Raw genomic sequence first — 16,178 nt, 5'->3', positions numbered from 1 at the left:
TCGGTGACTGGCCTTACCGTGGTCGAGTGGTCGAAGCACGGACGCCCTCATTGAGGGGCCGGGACACGACGAATCCGTCGGACACTCCCGAACACAAGGTCGAGGTACGGCGTAGCCAACGCCGCCACCGGACCGTCACCGCGTACTGGGACGAGGACACCCTCGTCGTGCTGATCCCTGCCCGGATGACCCGGGCCGAGGAGAAGCACTGGGTTGCCGAGATGCAGCGCAAGCTGCTGCGCAAAGGCCCGCGGCAGGCCGCGCCGCCAAAAGCCTCGGACGAGGCGCTGTTGGCACGCTGCGCCGTGCTCTCGGCGAAGTATCTGGACGGGAAGGCGATACCCGCGAGCGTTCGCTGGGTCCCGCCGATGAGGACGAGGTGGGCGTCCTGCACACCGGTCGACGCGACGATCAGGGTCAGTGATCGTCTGCGCCGGGTGCCGGCATGGGTGCTGGACTACGTCCTCGTGCACGAACTCGCGCACCTGAAGGAACCAGGGCACAACGCGGCGTTCTGGGAACTCGTTCGCCGTTATCCCAAGACCGAACGCGCCATCGGCTTCCTGGAGGGTCTGTCCTCCGCCGCCGGATGGGGCATCGCGGCGGAGGACTGACGTGCCTCAGCTCTCTTCTTCGTCGCCCTTGGGCTTGTTCTTCTCGCGCTCGGTGCGTTCGATCTCGGCGATCGGGTCGATGCCTTCGAGCGTCGACTCGCCATCGCCGAGGCGTTCGGAGAAGTCGAGCGGCTCGTCGAGGTCGTCGGCGGTCGGCATGAGGTCGGGGTGGGACCAGAGGCCGTCCCGCTTCTCGATGCCGTGCTGGTCGCCGACCAGCTTCCACAGCGAGGAGGCCGCCCGCATCCGCCTTGGCCGGAGCTCAAGCCCGACCAGGGTGGCGAAGGTCTGCTCGGCGGGGCCACCCGTGGCCCGGCGGCGGCGTAGCGTTTCCCGGAGCGCGTCCGCGCCCGGAAGCCGGTCGCCGATGGCCTCGGCGACGACGACGTCGACCCAGCCTTCGACCAGCGCGAGCAGGGTTTCCAGGCGGTTGAGCGCCGCCTTCTGCTCGGGCGAGGTCTGCGGCTCGAGCAGGCCGGAGGACATGGCCTCTTCGATGCTGGCCGGGTTCGACGGGTCGATCTGGCCCGCGAGCTGCTCCAGCGCCGAAGTGTCGACGGAGATGCCGCTCGCGAACTCCTCGACGGTGGCCAGGAGTCGCTGCCGCAACCAGGGGACATGGGCGAACAGTCGCTGGTGGGCGGCCTCGCGCGCGGCGATGAAGACCAGCACCTCACTGGTCGGCAGCTCCAAGCCCTCGGTGAACTTCTCGATGTTCGCCGGCAGCAGCGCGGAGGTGGCCGCGGGGCCGAGCGGGAGACCGACCTCGGTGGAGGTGAGCACTTCGGAAGCCAACTGAGCGAGAGCGTTACCGAGCTGGGAGCCGAAGGCCATCCCGCCCATCTGCCCCATCATCGAGAGCAGCGGGCCCGCGGCCTGCTTGGCCTCTTCGGGCAGGGCCTGGACCCACGCGCCCGAGACCTGCTGGGCGACGGGGTCACAGAGCCGCTGCCAAGTAGGCAGCGTCTTCTCCACCCAGGTACGCGCGGACCAAGCGACGGTCGTCGTGGCCCCTGCGGGCAGGATCGTCGCGGCGTCCAGCCACAGTTCCGCCAGGTGGGCGGCGTCGCGGACGGCCGTGCTCGAATCGCCGCCGCTGGACGACGAAAAGCCGAGTTGGACGTCGGCGGTTCCGCTGCTGCTGAGGTTCTGCAACGCGATCTGTTTCGCCAGGTCATAGTTGACCGGCCCGGTCGAGCTGCCGGCCTGGCTGAGCATCTGGCCCAGCTGGCTGAGCATCTGACCGAGCTGATTGAAGGCCTCGGCGCCGGAGGGCTGGCCGCCGGAGTCCGACGGCTCGTTCTCGCCTCGTTTGTCGGGATCGGGCGGTCCGAAGCCGAACGGGGGTTTGCTCATGGCACCACCGTACGCGGGTCCGGAGATTCACAGCTCGTCAAGTGGAGTGATGAGCGTGGCCTTCACCGAGAAGCGAACACCGTCACCGTACGCTGTCACGCGTGACAGAGCCCTCGGAGGAGACCACAGGATCGCGGAGCCGTGCGAGCTCCGCGGGTGACCAGGACCGCTCCGACCGGCGGCTGACCCGGCGCGGCTGGACGCTGCTGGTCAGCGGCGCGCTGTTCGTCGCCTTCGCGCTGGTCGGGTTCTTCATCCCCGTGCCGTACGTGGCGATCAGCCCCGGGCCGACTTACGACACGCTCGGCAAGGACGCGGCCGGACAGTCCGTGATCCAGGTCAACGGGCACGAGATCTTCCAGACCTCCGGCGAGTTGCGGATGACGACGGTCTCCCTGCGCGATGGCGGCATCACGCTGTTCAACGCGCTCGGGCTCTGGGCGAGCGGCCGGTACGCGCTGGCGCCGCGCGAGGAGTATTTCAAGCCGGGTGAAACCAACGAGCAGGTCCGGCAGGAGAACATCCAGCAGTTGCAGGACTCGCAGACCGCCGCCCAGGTGGCCGCGCTGCGCCGCAAGTTCCCGGTGAAGGTGCTCGCGAAGACGATCGTCTCCGGCAGTCCCGCGGACAAGGTGCTCGCTCCTGGCGACCGGCTTTTGGTGGTCAACGGGAAGACCGTCACCGAGGCGGCCGAGGTGCGCGCCGCGCTCAACGGAACGAAGCCCGGGCAGACCGTCCAGATCACTTTCAAATCCGACGGGCAGGCCGAACGCACCGTGCCGCTCACGCTCGCGCAGCGACCCGACGGCCCGGAAGGCTTCATGGGCCTGACCGCGGTGGACCGGGCCGACGTTCCGTTCGACGTGAAGATCTCGCTGCAGGACGTCGGTGGCCCCTCGGCGGGCCTGATGTTCGCGCTCGCGATCGTCGACAAGATGGAGCCCGGCGACCTCGCCGGTGGCAGGCATATCGCCGGGACGGGCGAGATCTCCGAGAAGGGCGTTGTCGGCGCGATCGGCGGCATCTCGTTCAAGGTGGTCGGCGCTCGCGAGGCCGGCGCCACCGACTTCCTCGTGCCCGCGCACAACTGCGCCGAGGCGAAGACCGCCGCGCCCGAAGGGCTGAACTTGATCAAGGTGTCCACACTGGACGAGGCGATCGCGCAACTCGAGAATCTCAAGGCGGGAAGGCCGACCGCCACCTGCTGACCGCCGCGGAAGCAAGGGACCTTTGCTACCGCCTCGCGGGCTGCCGGAAGAGAGCAAGGGACCTTTGCTATCGCTCGCCGCGCGCCCGGGTCGGCGGTAGCAAAGGTCCCTTGCTCTCTTTTCGCAGGTCAGGGCAGCAGGGTTGCCTTCAGTGCTTCGAGCAGGTTCGGGGCCAGCTCCGGGTTCTCGATGATCTCGTCGACAGGGACGTCACCGGGCTCGGAGGGCTGCCCGGCACCGCGAAGCCGCATTACGCACGCACCGGCACCATCCCGCAGCACCGCCGCGACGAGGCGGGCCTCGGTCCGGCGCGGGTGGTCGGCGGCCGCTTGACGCAGGCGTTCGGCGTCGGTTTCGGGCACGGCGGGAAGCTCGGCTTCGGCGTCCGGCGGCAGCACGATGATCTCCTGCGCGAGCGCGCAGCCCAGCACCAGATCGGGCCACGCTATCTGTGCCAGCGCTTCACCCAGGTCACCGTCGGGCAGAGCCTCCTGCGCGACGGGCGTCAGCGGGGCCGACGCGTCGAGTTGCCCGGCCAGTTCGGGTTGTTCGTCCAGCAGCGCCGCGGTCGGGACCAGCGCGAACAACTGCGGGGGCTGATCCCAGCCTCCCGAAGCGACGAACTCCTCGACTTCGCGGGCCAGGCCGGCCACGCCCTGCTGCTCACTCGGTGCCATTGGCACATCGTTCCAGGCGGCCGGGGCAGCGGCCTTCCGAGTCCGGTTTGGGCGGGTTCCGGGAACTTCCGACGGCATCCGTAGAGTTAGAGCATCAGGGGCCGCACGCGGTACGCGCGCCCCCGCGAAAAGTTCACCAAACCAGGAGCGTGTGCAGTGGCCACTCGGCCCCCCGTGAGCCTGCCGAAGCTGTCCCGGCGCAGCCGGATACTGCTGATCATCGCCGCCGTCGTCATTCTGGCCCTGCTGCTGGGGGCGAGACTGCTGGACACCTACGTCGACTGGTTGTGGTTCGGCGAGGTCGGCGCCCGCACGGTGTTCAGCACGGTGCTGATCACTCGTGTGGTCTTGTTCTTCGCAGTAGGGCTCCTGGTGGGAGGATCGCTCGCGGTCAGCTTGATGATCGCGTACCGGTCCAGGCCGGTCTTCGTGCCGATCTCCGGCAACGACGACCCGCTCGCGCGCTACCGGTCGGCGATCGTCGGCCGGATCCGCCTGTTCGGCATCGGCATCCCGGTGCTCACCGGGCTCATCGCCGGCGCGTCCGCGCAGAGCGACTGGCAGGTCGTGCAGCTGTTCCTGAACGGCACACCGTTCGGCCAGACCGATCCCGAATTCGGCAACGACGTCGGCTTCTACGCCTTCGACCTGCCGTTCTACAACTGGCTCCTGGGCTGGCTGTTCATCTCGGTCGTCATCGCGTTCTTCGGCGCGCTGATCTCGCACTACATCTTCGGCGGCATCCGGCTCGCGGGTAAGGGCGGCCAGCTCGCCGGTCCGACCCGTGCCCAGCTCGCCATCACCATCGGCATCTTCGTGCTGCTGAAGGCGGTCGAGTACTTCTTCGACCGCTACAACCTTCTGTTGTCCGATCGGGGGGCTCCGCTGTTCGTCGGTGCGACCTACACCGACTTGAACGCGGTTCTGCCCGCGAAGCTGATCCTTCTGTGCATCTCGGTGATCTGTGCCGTCGCGTTCTTCGCCGGCGCGTTCCTGCGCAACCTGCAGCTGCCCGCTATCGCGCTGGTGCTGCTGATCCTGTCGAACGTGCTCGTCGGCGTCGCGTGGCCCGCGGTACTCGACCAGTTCTCCGTGAAGCCCAACGCGAACGAGAAGGAATCCGCGTCGATCCAGCGCAACATGGACGCGACGCGCCAGGCGTTCGGCCTGACCAATGTCGAGTACAAGGACTACACCGGCAAGTCCGAGGCGACCTCCGCGGAGATCAAGGCGGACAAGGGGACCGTCCCGAACATCCGCCTCCTCGACCCCAACGTCCTCAGCGACACGTTCACCCAGCGCGTCGGCCGTGAGAACTTCTACGGCTTCCCGTCCAAGCTGGACATCGACCGCTACACCCTCAACGGGGTCACGCAGGACTACATCGTCGCGGCCAAGGAGATCAAGACCGAGGGCCTCACCGGCAACCAGACGAACTGGATCAACAAGCACCTCGTCTACACGCACGGAAACGGTTTCGTCGCCGCGCCGGCCAACACGATCGACCGCGCCCTGAAGGATGCCAACTCCGACGGCGGTTACCCGATCGCCACCACCAGCGACACCCAGAACCCGGCGGGCGCCGGGTCGACGGACCCGAACAAGCCGGGCATCAAGGTGGACGAGCCCCGTATCTACTACGGCGAGCTCGCGACCGACGCCGCGTACGCGATCGTCGGAGGCAAGGCAGGGCAGGCACCCGGCGAGTACGACACCGCGGTCGACCGCGCCTACATCTACAAGGGTTCTGGCGGCGTGCCGATCGACAACTGGTTCAACCGGCTCGTTTTCGCCGCCGAGTACGGAGAGCGCAACATCCTCTTCTCCGACGCGATCGGCGACGGATCCAAGATCATGTTCAACCGCGAACCCCGTGATCGGGTCGCCAAGATCGCCCCGTGGCTGACCCTCGACGGCGACCCGTACCCGGCGGTCGTGGACGGCAAGATCAAGTGGATCGTCGACGGCTACACGACGATGAACAACTTCCCGTACGCCCAGCAGACCCAGCTCGGCCAGGCGACCAACGACTCGCTCAGCGGCACCACCCGCCAGGCGAACTCCTCGATCAACTACATCCGCAACTCGGTCAAGGCCACCGTCGACGCGTTCGACGGCACCGTGACCCTGTACGGCGTCGAGGACAACGAGCCGGTGCTCAACGCCTGGAAGCAGGTCTTCCCTGGCCTGGTCAAGCCGAGCAGCGAGATCTCGCCGGACCTGCGGTCGCACTTCCGCTACCCCGAGGACCTCTTCAAGGTGCAGCGGGAACTCCTGTCGAAGTATCACGTGAACAACCCCGCGGAGTTCTACGCTCAGCAGGCCTTCTGGAGCGTTCCGCAGGACCCGACGCAGGAAGGCGGCGTGAACGCGTCCGCCTCCGGGATCGCCAACCAGCCCGGCTACTACGTGCTGGCCACCGCGCCAGGCGACACCAAGTCGCGGTTCCAGCTCACCAGTTCGCTGACCGGTCTCCAACGGCAGTATCTGGCGGCCTGGATGTCGGTGTCTTCGGATCCCGAGGACTACGGGAAGATGCGCGTCCTGAGATTGCCGACAGGCGCCAGCGGATCCACCCAGGTGGACGGTCCCGTTCAGGTCCAGAACCGATTCCAGAGTGATCCACGGGTCGCTCAAGACCGGACTCTGTTCAACAACCCGAACGTCACCGTCACCTACGGGAACCTGATCACGCTGCCCGTCGCCAACGGCTTCCTCTACGTGGAACCGGTCTACATCCGGCAACGGAACCAGCTGAGCTATCCGCAGCTGGCCCGTGTCCTGGTCTCCTACGGCACCAAGATCGGGTTCGCGCCGACGCTGAACGAAGCGCTCGACCAGGTCTTCGGCGCGGGCACGGGCTCCGGGGTCACACCGCCGCAGACCGGCGGCACCCCTGGGCCCACGACGCCTCCGCCGCCGGGGACGTCGACGCCGCAGCCGCCCGCCGGCGGTAACCCGGCGCTCGACAAGGCCGCGGGCGACATGCACGACGCCTGGGTCAAGTTCCGCGCCGCCCAGCAATCCGGGAACTACGCCGACCAGGGTGCCGCCCTGGCCGCACTCGAAGCGGCCTCCAAGGCCTACGAGTCGGCCAAGGCCGCCCCGCCGGCATCCGGTGCGCCTCCGACCTCCGGCCAGCCTGGAGGGTGACGTCGCTTACCTAAAGGGCACCTGCTTTGCGCCTGCTCGAAACGCAGGCGTAAGGTAGGTGTCACGACGCGGGGTGGAGCAGCTCGGTAGCTCGCTGGGCTCATAACCCAGAGGTCGCAGGTTCAAATCCTGTCCCCGCTACAGAGGTAGGAGGCCCGTGTCTGCGGAAAACGCAGACACGGGCCTCCTTCGTATTTGCCCCGGGGGTCGAACCCCCGGACCCCCGCCAGGGAGGCTCCGCCCCCTGGACCCCCGAAGCGTTGGGTTGCGCGGGTGCCAGAGGTAGCGGGGGACCTTTGCTATCACCGGTGGGGAGCGGGGGACCTTTGCTACCGCGTGGGGGCGACCCAGCAGGCATAGCCATCGGGGCGGTACAGGACGGCTTCCGTGGACGGCCACGGAAGCGCTGTGACCAGCTGAGTGACCAGACGCGGCGAGGGGGCGTGGGCCCGGGCGGCGTCGACGTGGGCCTGAGAGGTCGTCAGGAGCACGAAACCACCGTCATGGAAGAGTGTGCTGGGCCGCAGCGGGCCGGTCTCCGTGGCGACGTCCTGGTCGGTGAGCCGCGAGCCGAGCGCGGGATGCGAAGTCCCGTGCGTCGTGTAGCGGATCCCGAGGCCGGAAACCATGCCCGACAGGTAGCGGCTCACCTCGGGCAGTTCCGCAAGCTCGCCGAAGAGGGCGCGAAGCGCGCGTGACTCGTGAGAGCGCGGAGTCAGCCCCAGTTGAGCGGCGACGTTGTGCAGCACCTGGGCGCCGACAGGGTGCCGCTCGGCCTCGTAGGTGTCGAGCAGGTCGTCATCGGCCGCCCAGCCGCGCACGGTCGCGGCGAGCTTCCAACCCAGGTTCATGGCGTCCTGCACGCCCAGGTTCAGGCCTTGGCCGCCTGCCGGGAAGTGGATATGCGCGGCATCGCCCGCCAGCAGTACCCGCCCGACGCGGTAGTGCTCCGCCTGCCGCGCCGCGTCGGAGAACTGTGACGCCCAGCGGATTTCCGACACCGTCGCGGTCTCACCGTACGAGTCGAGCAGGGCTTGCCGGACTTCGTCGTGTGCGATGGCGGACCGGATGTCCTTGGGGCAGGAGGCTCGATCGCCGTAGATGAAGCGGTAGAGACCCGGTTCTCCCAGCGGAATCAGACCTTTGAACGTGGTCGCACCGGTCGGCTCGCCGACGTTCCGCATCGTTCGCCACTGTTTTTGCGCACCGGCGGGGATTTTGTCGAACAGGACGTCCGCGACGACCCCGAAACCTTCACCGTCCACACCGGGAAAGTCCACGTCGAGTCCTTTGCGTACAACGCTTCGGGCGCCGTCGCAGCCGACGAGGAACTTCGCGTGCAGCTGGTTCTCGCCACTGTCTGTTCGGTACCGAACAGAGACGAAGTCCTTTTCCTGCACGAAATCGATTACTTCCGCGCCGCGGCTCACCTTTGTTCCTTGCGCGGCAAGCCGTTCCTCCAGGTACGCCTCGACCTGCGCTTGCGGAATCCCCAGCTGGAAAGGGAATCGAGTGCCCCAGCCGTCGTAGCCGATGGGGATCATCGCGAAATGCCCGTCCTGCACGGTCGTGAACGAACGCTCCTCGGCGCCGTCCAGAAGTCCGCGCAGCTCCAGTATTTCCGCGGTCCGCGGTTGCAGGTTCAGTGCCTTCGACAGTCCTGTGCGTTCGCGATGCCGTTCCAGGACCACGACATCGACGCCGGCGAGCGCGAGTTCGTGGGCCAGCATCAGCCCCGTCGGCCCCGCCCCGGCCACGATCACGTCCGTCCCCAGGTTGTTCATACCACTCCTTAACGTTGTTAAATTGACCTGCGGTCAGCGTGCCCTTAACATCGTTAAATTGTCAAGGAGCTTCCATGGGAAAGAGAGGCAAAAGTGGGTCTGACCAGGCAGGACATCGTCCGTGCCGGGCTTCGGCTGCTCAACGACGTCGGGCTCAACGGGCTGACGCTCCGCCTGATCGCGCAGGAACTCGGCGTCAAGGCTCCTGCGCTGTACTGGCACGTGAAGAACAAGCAGGAGTTGCTCGACGAGATGGCGACGCTGATGTACGCGGACGCGATGCCGGGCCGGGTTCCCGAAGGTACGGGGGAGCGGGAGGCTCTCGAGCTGGCATCACGGGCTTTGCGCCGGATGATGCTCGCTTACCGTGACGGGGCGAAGGTGTTCGCGGGGACTTTCCTGACCGACGACAGCCTTCTCGGTGACAATCCGTTTCAAGGGCGCGTCGACGCGGGGCTGGAGCTGTACCTGGCCGGACGGGCGTTGTTCACCGTCTACAGCTACGTCATCGGTTTCACCATCGAAGAGCAGGCGGTTTACCCGGTTCCGGGCGAACGGGATCCGCGTTACGACGTCACGCCCACGGCCTGGGTGTTCGACGAGGACATCGAGGGCAGGTTCGCCGACGGGCTGACCATGGTGCTCAACGGCGTCTTCGGCTGGCTGGATGACAAAGTCGCGCCATAACGGCTGGTCAAAGGCTCTTCGGGAAGTTAGGGGTACCCGCCTGAAAGGCGGTTTCGCCCCCCTGTAATCTATTGACACAACGACGCGGGGTGGAGCAGCTCGGTAGCTCGCTGGGCTCATAACCCAGAGGTCGCAGGTTCAAATCCTGTCCCCGCTACAGAGAAAACGAGGCGCGGGTCTGCGGAAATCGCAGACCCGCGCCTCTTTGTTTCCCTGTTTCGTACGAAGTGTGCCCCTCGGGGCGATCACTCCCCGTCGTTGGTCGGGGCGGGGGACGCGTACCGCTGTCCGTGGCGAAGGCCGGTTGCGTAGCGTGTCCGGTCCATTGTGGACAGGCGTAGTGCGTTGGGCCGAATGAGCGCATATCACTAGCCACAATGGACAGATGTGCTGACCACAGTGGACACAGGTTCCGAAAAGTGGGACCGTAGAGGACGTGTCCGAATTGAATGCAACAGCCGCCGCACTGCTCGGTCTTCTCCACGACGGTCCCGCCACGGGCGGGCAACTGGTCGCGGGGGCGGGTGAGCGTTTCGGCGCCTTCTTCAGCGTGACCCGCAGCCAGGTGTACCGGGAGCTCCCCGCCTTGTCGAAGGAGGGCCTCGTCCGCCTCGGCAAGCAGGGCCCGCGGTCGAGCCAGCAGTACCTCATCACCGCGGCGGGCAAGAAGGCGTTCAAGACGTGGCTGACCACCGAAGCCGGTCCTGACCACCTCCGCAGCCCGCTTATCCTGCGTCTCGTGCACGCCGGTTCGCTGACGGTCAAGCAGCGCTCGGCCCTGCTCGAGTCTGCCCGCGCGAGCTACACCCAGCAGCTCGACGAGGCGAAGGCCGCCACGAAGGCCGCCGACGGCCCGTACGCCAAGGCCGTCGCCGAGTTCGCGCAGGCGCAGGCGAAAGCCGCACTGAAACTGCTGGATTCCATCCCCCAGTCCTGACCCGGACAGGTGCCCACGACCGGTTCCCCGCAACCGGTCGTGGGTTTTGCCGTAACCTTGGCCGACGTGAGTGATGAGTTCGATGCGGCACTGAAGGACCTGGCCGGCAAGCTGACGCAGATCGAGTCGGTGATGGACCTGGATGCGCTGCGTGCCCAGGTGGCCGAGCTGGAGGAACAGGCATCCAGCCCGAACCTCTGGGACGACCCCGAAGCGGCGCAGAAAGTCACCAGCCAGTTGTCCCACCGGCAGAGTGAGCTGCGACGCATTTCCGAGCTGCGGCAGCGGCTCGACGACCTGGGCGTTCTCTATGAACTGGCCGAGGCAGAGGGCGACTCCGCCAGCGTGGCCGAGTCCGAGTCCGAGCTCACGGCGCTCACCAAGGACATTGACGGGCTCGAGGTCCGCACGCTGCTCTCGGGTGAGTACGACCCGCGCAACGCCGTGGTCACCATCCGGTCCGAAGCGGGTGGCGTCGACGCGGCCGACTGGGCCGAGATGCTGCTCCGGATGTACCTGCGGTGGGCCGAGCGCCACAACTACCCGACGGACGTCTACGACATCTCCTACGCCGAGGAAGCGGGCATCAAGTCCGCCACCTTCAAGGTGACGGCGCCCTACGTCTACGGCACGCTCTCGGTCGAGCAGGGCACCCACCGGCTGGTGCGCATCTCGCCGTTCGACAACCAGAGCCGCCGCCAGACCTCCTTCGCGCACGTCGAGGTGATGCCCGAGGTCGAGGAGGTCGATCACGTCGACATCCCCGAGAAGGACATCCGCGTCGACGTGTACCGCTCGTCCGGCCCCGGTGGCCAGAGCGTGAACACGACGGACTCGGCGGTGCGGATCACGCATATCCCGACCGGCGTGGTCGTGTCGTGTCAGAACGAGAAGTCACAGCTGCAGAACAAGGCGGCCGCGATGAAGGTCCTCCAGGCGCGGCTGCTGCAGCGGAAGAAGGAGGAGGAGCGCGCCGAGATGGACGCGCTCAAGGACGGCGGCTCCAGCTGGGGCAACCAGATGCGCTCCTACGTGCTGCACCCGTACCAAATGGTCAAGGACCTGCGGACCGAGTTCGAGGTCGGCAACCCGTCGTCCGTGCTCGACGGCGAGATCGACGGCTTCCTGGAGGCCGGCATCCGCTGGCGCAAGCAGTCCGGAGCCGCGTAGCAACCCTGCGTGAGAGAGCAAGGGACCTTTGCTCTCACTTTCCGAGAGAGAGTGAGAGCAAAGGTCCCTTGCTCGCTTGGCCGCCGGGACCGGGCTACCCGGGCTTAACGACGGGCATGGGTAGTATGCCGAACCGTGATCCGGCTCGAAGAGGTTTCCAAGGTCTACAAGACCTCGACCCGTCCCGCCCTCGAACGGGTGTCGGTCGAGATCGACAAAGGCGAGTTCGTCTTCCTGATCGGTCCTTCGGGATCCGGGAAGTCGACCTTCCTGCGTCTCCTGCTGCGCGAAGAGGTGCCGAGCAAGGGTCGCGTCATGGTCTCCAACTTCGACGTCGCCAAGCTCGCCCGTCGCCGGGTGCCGCGACTGCGGCAGACCATCGGCTGCGTGTTCCAGGACTTCCGTCTGCTGTCGAACAAGACCGTCGCCGAGAACGTCGCCTTCGCGCTCGAAGTCATCGGCAAGCCGCGCCCCACGATCCGCAAGGTCGTGCCCGAGGTGCTCGAACTCGTCGGCCTCGACGGCAAGGCCGACCGTCTCCCCAACGAACTCTCCGGTGGTGAGCAGCAGCGCGTCGCGATCGCCCGCGCCTTCGTGAACCGCCCGCTCGTGCTGCTCGCCGACGAGCCGACCGGGAACCTGGACCCCGACACCAGCCAGGACATCATGTTGCTGCTGGAGCGGATCAACCGCACCGGCACGACGGTGCTGATGGCCACCCACGACCATTCGATCGTGGACTCGATGCGGCGAAGGGTCGTCGAGCTCCAGCTCGGCAAGGTCATCCGTGACGACGCCCGAGGCGTCTACGGCATCGGCCGCTGACCGGCCCCGCCCTCCTCCGTAACCCACGACTTCCAAGGGACATCAACCCCGATGCGCGCCAGTTTCGTCTTCAGCGAGGTAGTCACCGGCTTGCGCCGGAACGTCACGATGACCATCGCGATGATCCTCACCACCGCGGTCTCCCTCGCCATGCTCGGCTTCGGCCTGCTGGCGGTCGGCACGATCGACAAGATGAAGGCCAACTTCCTCGCCGACGTCGAGGTTTCGGTCTATCTGGTCAACGACATCAGCGCGGGTGACCCGAACTGCTCGCAGTCCGCCTGCCAGTCGCTGCGCCAGGACCTGCAGGGCAACGACGGCGTCGAGTCGGTCGTCTTCGAGAACCGCGAGCAGTCCTACGAGCGGTTCAAGAAGATGTTCGAGAGCCAGCCGGAACTGCTCGCGCTGACCGGGCCGGAGGCGCTGCCCGCGTCGCTGCACGTCAAGCTGAAGAACCCCGAGCGCAGCCAGGCGATCATCCAGGAGTACACCGGCAAACCGGGCGTCAGCAAGGTCGACGACCAGCAGAAGGCACTGGACCGCGTGTTCAACGCGCTCAACGGGGTGCGGAACCTGGCCTTCGGTGCCGCGCTGATCATGGCCATCGCCGCGCTGCTGCTGATCGCCAACACGATCCAGGTGTCGGCATTCACCCGGCGCACCGAGGTCGGCATCATGCGGCTGGTCGGCGCGACCCGCTGGTACACGCAGCTGCCGTTCCTCCTGGAGGCGGTGGTCGCCGGCCTGGTCGGTGCGATCATCGGCATCGTGTTCCTCGTGCTCACCAAGGTGCTGTTGCTCGACTTGGTGCTCACCGGGGACGTGTTCCCCGCGGTCGGCATGCTCGAATTGCTGTTCCCGGTGGCGCCGATCCTGCTCGCCGTCTCGATCGTCATTTCGGCGATCACCGGCTACGTGACGCTGCGCCTGTACGTGCGCCACTAGCCGCCCCGATAACCACCTGCCCGAACACAGAAACTCACGTAGAGTCGCCGCTATGCCCAAGGAACGTGGACACAAGGTGATCGTGTCGAACCGCAAGGCTCGCCACGATTACTCCATCCTCGATACCTACGAAGCCGGTCTCGTGCTCGTCGGTACCGAGGTGAAGAGCCTGCGTGAAGGACGGGCATCGCTGGCCGACGCGTTCGCCACGGTGGACGACGGCGAGGTCTGGCTGCGGAACGTGCACATCCCGGAGTACGTGCAGGGCACGTGGACGAACCACACGCCGCGGCGCACCCGGAAACTGCTGCTGCACCGCCAGGAGATCGAGAAGCTCATCGGCAAGACCAAGGAGAGCGGCCTTTCGCTGGTCCCGTTGTCGATGTACTTCAAGGACGGCAAGGTCAAGGTCGAGATCGCGCTGGCGAAGGGCAAGAAGTCCTACGACAAGCGGCAGGACATCGCCAAGCGGGACGCGGATCGCACCATCAGCCGGGCCATGGGCCGGGCGTTGAAGGGCCGGTACAACGATTGATCCACGGGCCCGCGTCGGACGCCGAGATCCCTGGCTGGATCTCGGCGCTCGGCATCGACGGGCTCGTGGACCTTCACCTGCACTTCCTGCCGAAGCAGGTCATGGACAAGGTGTGGGCCTACTTCGACCAGGCCGAAGAGCACTACGGCATGGCCTGGCCCGTGCACTACCGCACGCCGGAAGAAGAGCGCATCGAAACCCTGCGCTCGTTCGGTGTGCGCAAGTTCGCGCCGTTGGTCTATCCGCACAAGCCCGGAATGGCCGAATGGCTGACCTCGTGGGCGCTGGAGTTCGCGGAACGTGTTCCGGAGGCGGTGCCGACCGGCACGTTCTATCCGGAGCCCGGCGCGCTGTCCGTTGTGGACGGTGCGCTGCGCGCGGGCGCCCGCTGTTTCAAGGCGCACGTCCAGGTCGGCGCCTACGACCCGCGTGACGAGCTGCTGGACGGCGTCTGGGGCGCCCTGGCGGACGCGGGTGTCCCCGTGGTCGTCCACTGTGGACACGGTCCGTTGAAGGGCGCCTACACCGGGCTACGGCTGTTCGAGGAGATCCTGGTCCGGCATCCCAGCCTGACGCTGGTGCTCGCGCACGCCGGCATGCCGGAGATCGATTTCGCGTTCGCGCTGGCCAGGAAGTATCCGCGGGTGTACCTCGACACCACGATGGTCGGGGTGGAGTTCACCGCGCGCGGCAATCCGCTCCCGCCGGACTGGACGGATCTGCTGGCCGAGTTCCCCGATCGCGTGGTGCTCGGTACCGATTTCCCCAACATCCCGTACTCGTACGCCACACAGCTGCAGGCGATCGCCGGCTGGGCAGCCGACGATCGCCTGGGAGAGCCGTTCCTGCGGGCGGTGCTGCACGACACTCCCGCGAAACTGCTCAGCGTTTGAGCTGTGCCACCTCGGTGACCGAGACGGCGCGGCCGAGCAACCGCGTTCCCAGCTCCGAAACCTGGATTTGCTTGCCGGCCAGGAGGAAGCCGCCCGTCGCCAGCGCCACCCACGGCGCCGGACCCTGGGCGAGGCCGTCGCTCAGCGGGGCGAAACCGTGCGCGGCCAGCCCGAGCAGGCCGCCCGCGATCGCCAGCCCGGCCACCACCAGCTGAGGTGTGTGGGCGGTCGACGCGGGGCCGGAATTCTGCGTTTCGAACCGGGCGAACATCCGCAGCAGTCCGAAGAGCACCAGCCCGCAGGCGCCGAGCCAGGCCGGGAGCATCGTCAGCCACAGCACGGAACCCGGTTCGGGGGTTTCGTAGCCGAGGCCGTAGACCGCGACACCGGAGACGACGATCAGCGCCGGCATGTGCCACAGGTAGACGCTCATGAACCGCGGGCCGATCCACTTCAGGGCGGCGTCGAGCGACGGCCGCGTGGCCATGGCGTTCAGCTGCGGTTTGAAGGCCAGCAGGAGCCCGATCTGGCCGATCGCGAGGAAGGCCAGCAGGACGGTCGGCGGGCTCATGTTCGACACCGGGGCGCCCGGCATGCCGATCATGCTCGCGGGGTACGGGCCGAACGCGACCATCAGCGCGGTGACGCCGAACCCGATACTCGCCATGCCCAGCGCGGCGTTGCGGCTCAGCGAGCCGAGACGGCCCTGCGTGTAGTGGAAACCGAGCTGGTGCACGGCCATCCAAACGAAGATCGCGTTCGCGAAACCGATCAGGCCGAGGTCGTTGAAGCGGGCGACGTCGACGAGGACGGCGGCGGCGAGCATCACGAGCGGGACCTTGAGGCCCCAGCGCCGGTGTGCCGCGGCCATCAGCGGGGTGAGCAGCACGGTGAGCACGTACACGGCCAGGAACCACAGCAGCTGCGCGGCGATCGCTCCACCGACCTGCAGCGGCTGCTCCGGAATGCCCATGCCGCGCAGGATGTCCGGGACGAACAGCCACACGGCCACCAGCGGCAGCACCGGGATCATCAGCCGCTTGAGCCGGGCCGCGAGCCAGGAACGGGAACTTTCCGCGCGGCTCAACGAGATCAGGTTCGCCGCGCCGCCGGCGAAGAAGACGAGCGGCATGACCTGGCTGAGCCAGGTGATGACCCACCAGCCGGGCGTCGCGAGGGCGTTGCCGGTCGAGAGATGGCCGTCGGCGTACGAGAGCACCGGCATTCCCCAGTGCTGAACGACGACCGCGAGGATCGCGACCGCTCGGACGATGTCCAGGAACCTGTCCCGGCCCTGTTTCTGGCTCGTGTGCATGGAAAAGAGCCTGGTGCTTCGGGGTCGCGAAAACAGCGGTGCGGGCCGCCGTATCGGTCTTCCTGTTTTCGCCCTCGGA

Annotated in this window: 14 protein-coding genes and 2 tRNA genes; 12 read left to right on the top strand and 4 right to left on the bottom strand. The window is 67.0% G+C overall.

Features of this window, described 5'->3' with window-relative positions; translation table 11 throughout:
- The first annotated feature begins 50 nt into the window (after positions 1–50).
- On the top strand, positions 51–614 hold the full coding sequence (locus tag CVV72_RS22845) for a M48 family metallopeptidase (RefSeq protein WP_034322173.1): 564 nt from the start codon (positions 51–53) through the stop codon (positions 612–614).
- 6 nt (positions 615–620) lie between these two features.
- On the opposite strand, the gene CVV72_RS22840 is transcribed toward CVV72_RS22845, so the two are convergent.
- Positions 621–1,970, bottom strand: a complete 1,350-nt coding sequence (locus CVV72_RS22840) for a zinc-dependent metalloprotease (RefSeq protein ID WP_219145739.1) — start codon at positions 1,968–1,970, stop codon at positions 621–623.
- A 203-nt stretch (positions 1,971–2,173) separates the two neighbouring features.
- On the opposite strand from CVV72_RS22840, the gene CVV72_RS22835 reads away from it, so the two are divergent.
- Entirely contained in the window at positions 2,174–3,178 is a 1,005-nt protein-coding gene (locus CVV72_RS22835; protein WP_219154065.1) for a PDZ domain-containing protein, read from the top strand.
- Positions 3,179–3,306: 128 nt separating this feature from the next.
- Here the strand turns inward: CVV72_RS22835 and CVV72_RS22830 are convergent, their stop codons facing one another.
- Positions 3,307–3,855 (bottom strand): PPA1309 family protein, encoded by a 549-nt coding sequence (locus CVV72_RS22830; protein ID WP_219145738.1) that lies wholly within the window; start codon positions 3,853–3,855, stop codon positions 3,307–3,309.
- A 174-nt stretch (positions 3,856–4,029) separates the two neighbouring features.
- On the opposite strand from CVV72_RS22830, the gene CVV72_RS22825 reads away from it, so the two are divergent.
- Complete coding sequence (locus tag CVV72_RS22825; RefSeq protein ID WP_219154064.1) at positions 4,030–7,008, top strand: UPF0182 family protein; 2,979 nt, start codon at positions 4,030–4,032, stop codon at positions 7,006–7,008.
- Between the two features lie 67 nt (positions 7,009–7,075).
- A tRNA-Met gene (locus CVV72_RS22820) sits at positions 7,076–7,149 on the top strand.
- Between the two features lie 188 nt (positions 7,150–7,337).
- Here CVV72_RS22820 and CVV72_RS22815 read toward each other — a convergent pair.
- Positions 7,338–8,792, bottom strand: a complete 1,455-nt coding sequence (locus CVV72_RS22815) for an FAD-dependent monooxygenase (protein ID WP_219145737.1) — start codon at positions 8,790–8,792, stop codon at positions 7,338–7,340.
- A gap of 93 nt (positions 8,793–8,885) precedes the next feature.
- Here CVV72_RS22815 and CVV72_RS22810 point away from each other — a divergent pair, with 93 nt between their 5' ends.
- From CVV72_RS22810 to CVV72_RS22775, 8 genes are all read left to right on the top strand, one after another.
- Positions 8,886–9,479, top strand: coding sequence for a TetR/AcrR family transcriptional regulator C-terminal domain-containing protein (locus CVV72_RS22810; RefSeq protein ID WP_219145736.1), 594 nt, complete (start codon positions 8,886–8,888; stop codon positions 9,477–9,479).
- A gap of 83 nt (positions 9,480–9,562) precedes the next feature.
- Positions 9,563–9,636, top strand: a tRNA-Met gene (locus CVV72_RS22805).
- A 279-nt stretch (positions 9,637–9,915) separates the two neighbouring features.
- Positions 9,916–10,416, top strand: a complete 501-nt coding sequence (locus CVV72_RS22800; RefSeq protein ID WP_219145735.1) for a PadR family transcriptional regulator — start codon at positions 9,916–9,918, stop codon at positions 10,414–10,416.
- 66 nt (positions 10,417–10,482) lie between these two features.
- On the top strand, positions 10,483–11,586 hold the full coding sequence (gene prfB, locus CVV72_RS22795) for a peptide chain release factor 2 (protein ID WP_219145734.1): 1,104 nt from the start codon (positions 10,483–10,485) through the stop codon (positions 11,584–11,586).
- 135 nt (positions 11,587–11,721) lie between these two features.
- Positions 11,722–12,411 (top strand): cell division ATP-binding protein FtsE, encoded by a 690-nt coding sequence (gene ftsE, locus CVV72_RS22790; RefSeq protein ID WP_005168409.1) that lies wholly within the window; start codon positions 11,722–11,724, stop codon positions 12,409–12,411.
- Between the two features lie 51 nt (positions 12,412–12,462).
- Positions 12,463–13,356: a permease-like cell division protein FtsX gene (ftsX, locus tag CVV72_RS22785; protein WP_125680480.1), complete on the top strand. Its 894-nt coding sequence runs from the start codon at positions 12,463–12,465 to the stop codon at positions 13,354–13,356.
- A gap of 52 nt (positions 13,357–13,408) precedes the next feature.
- Positions 13,409–13,891 (top strand): SsrA-binding protein SmpB, encoded by a 483-nt coding sequence (gene smpB / locus CVV72_RS22780; protein WP_034322147.1) that lies wholly within the window; start codon positions 13,409–13,411, stop codon positions 13,889–13,891.
- Complete coding sequence (locus CVV72_RS22775; RefSeq protein ID WP_219145733.1) at positions 13,888–14,784, top strand: amidohydrolase family protein; 897 nt, start codon at positions 13,888–13,890, stop codon at positions 14,782–14,784. Before smpB ends, CVV72_RS22775 begins: the two co-directional genes overlap by 4 nt.
- Here CVV72_RS22775 and CVV72_RS22770 read toward each other — a convergent pair.
- Positions 14,774–16,099 (bottom strand): acyltransferase, encoded by a 1,326-nt coding sequence (locus CVV72_RS22770; protein ID WP_219145732.1) that lies wholly within the window; start codon positions 16,097–16,099, stop codon positions 14,774–14,776. The two genes, CVV72_RS22775 and CVV72_RS22770, sit on opposite strands and share 11 nt — an antisense overlap.
- Positions 16,100–16,178 lie beyond the last annotated feature (79 nt).

It is taken from the genome of Amycolatopsis sp. TNS106 (assembly GCF_019330265.1).
Classification (GTDB): Bacteria; Actinomycetota; Actinomycetes; order Mycobacteriales; family Pseudonocardiaceae; genus Amycolatopsis; species Amycolatopsis lurida.
The sequence above is the reverse complement of the archived record's forward strand: the minus strand, read 5'-3'. Positions and strand labels throughout refer to the sequence as shown.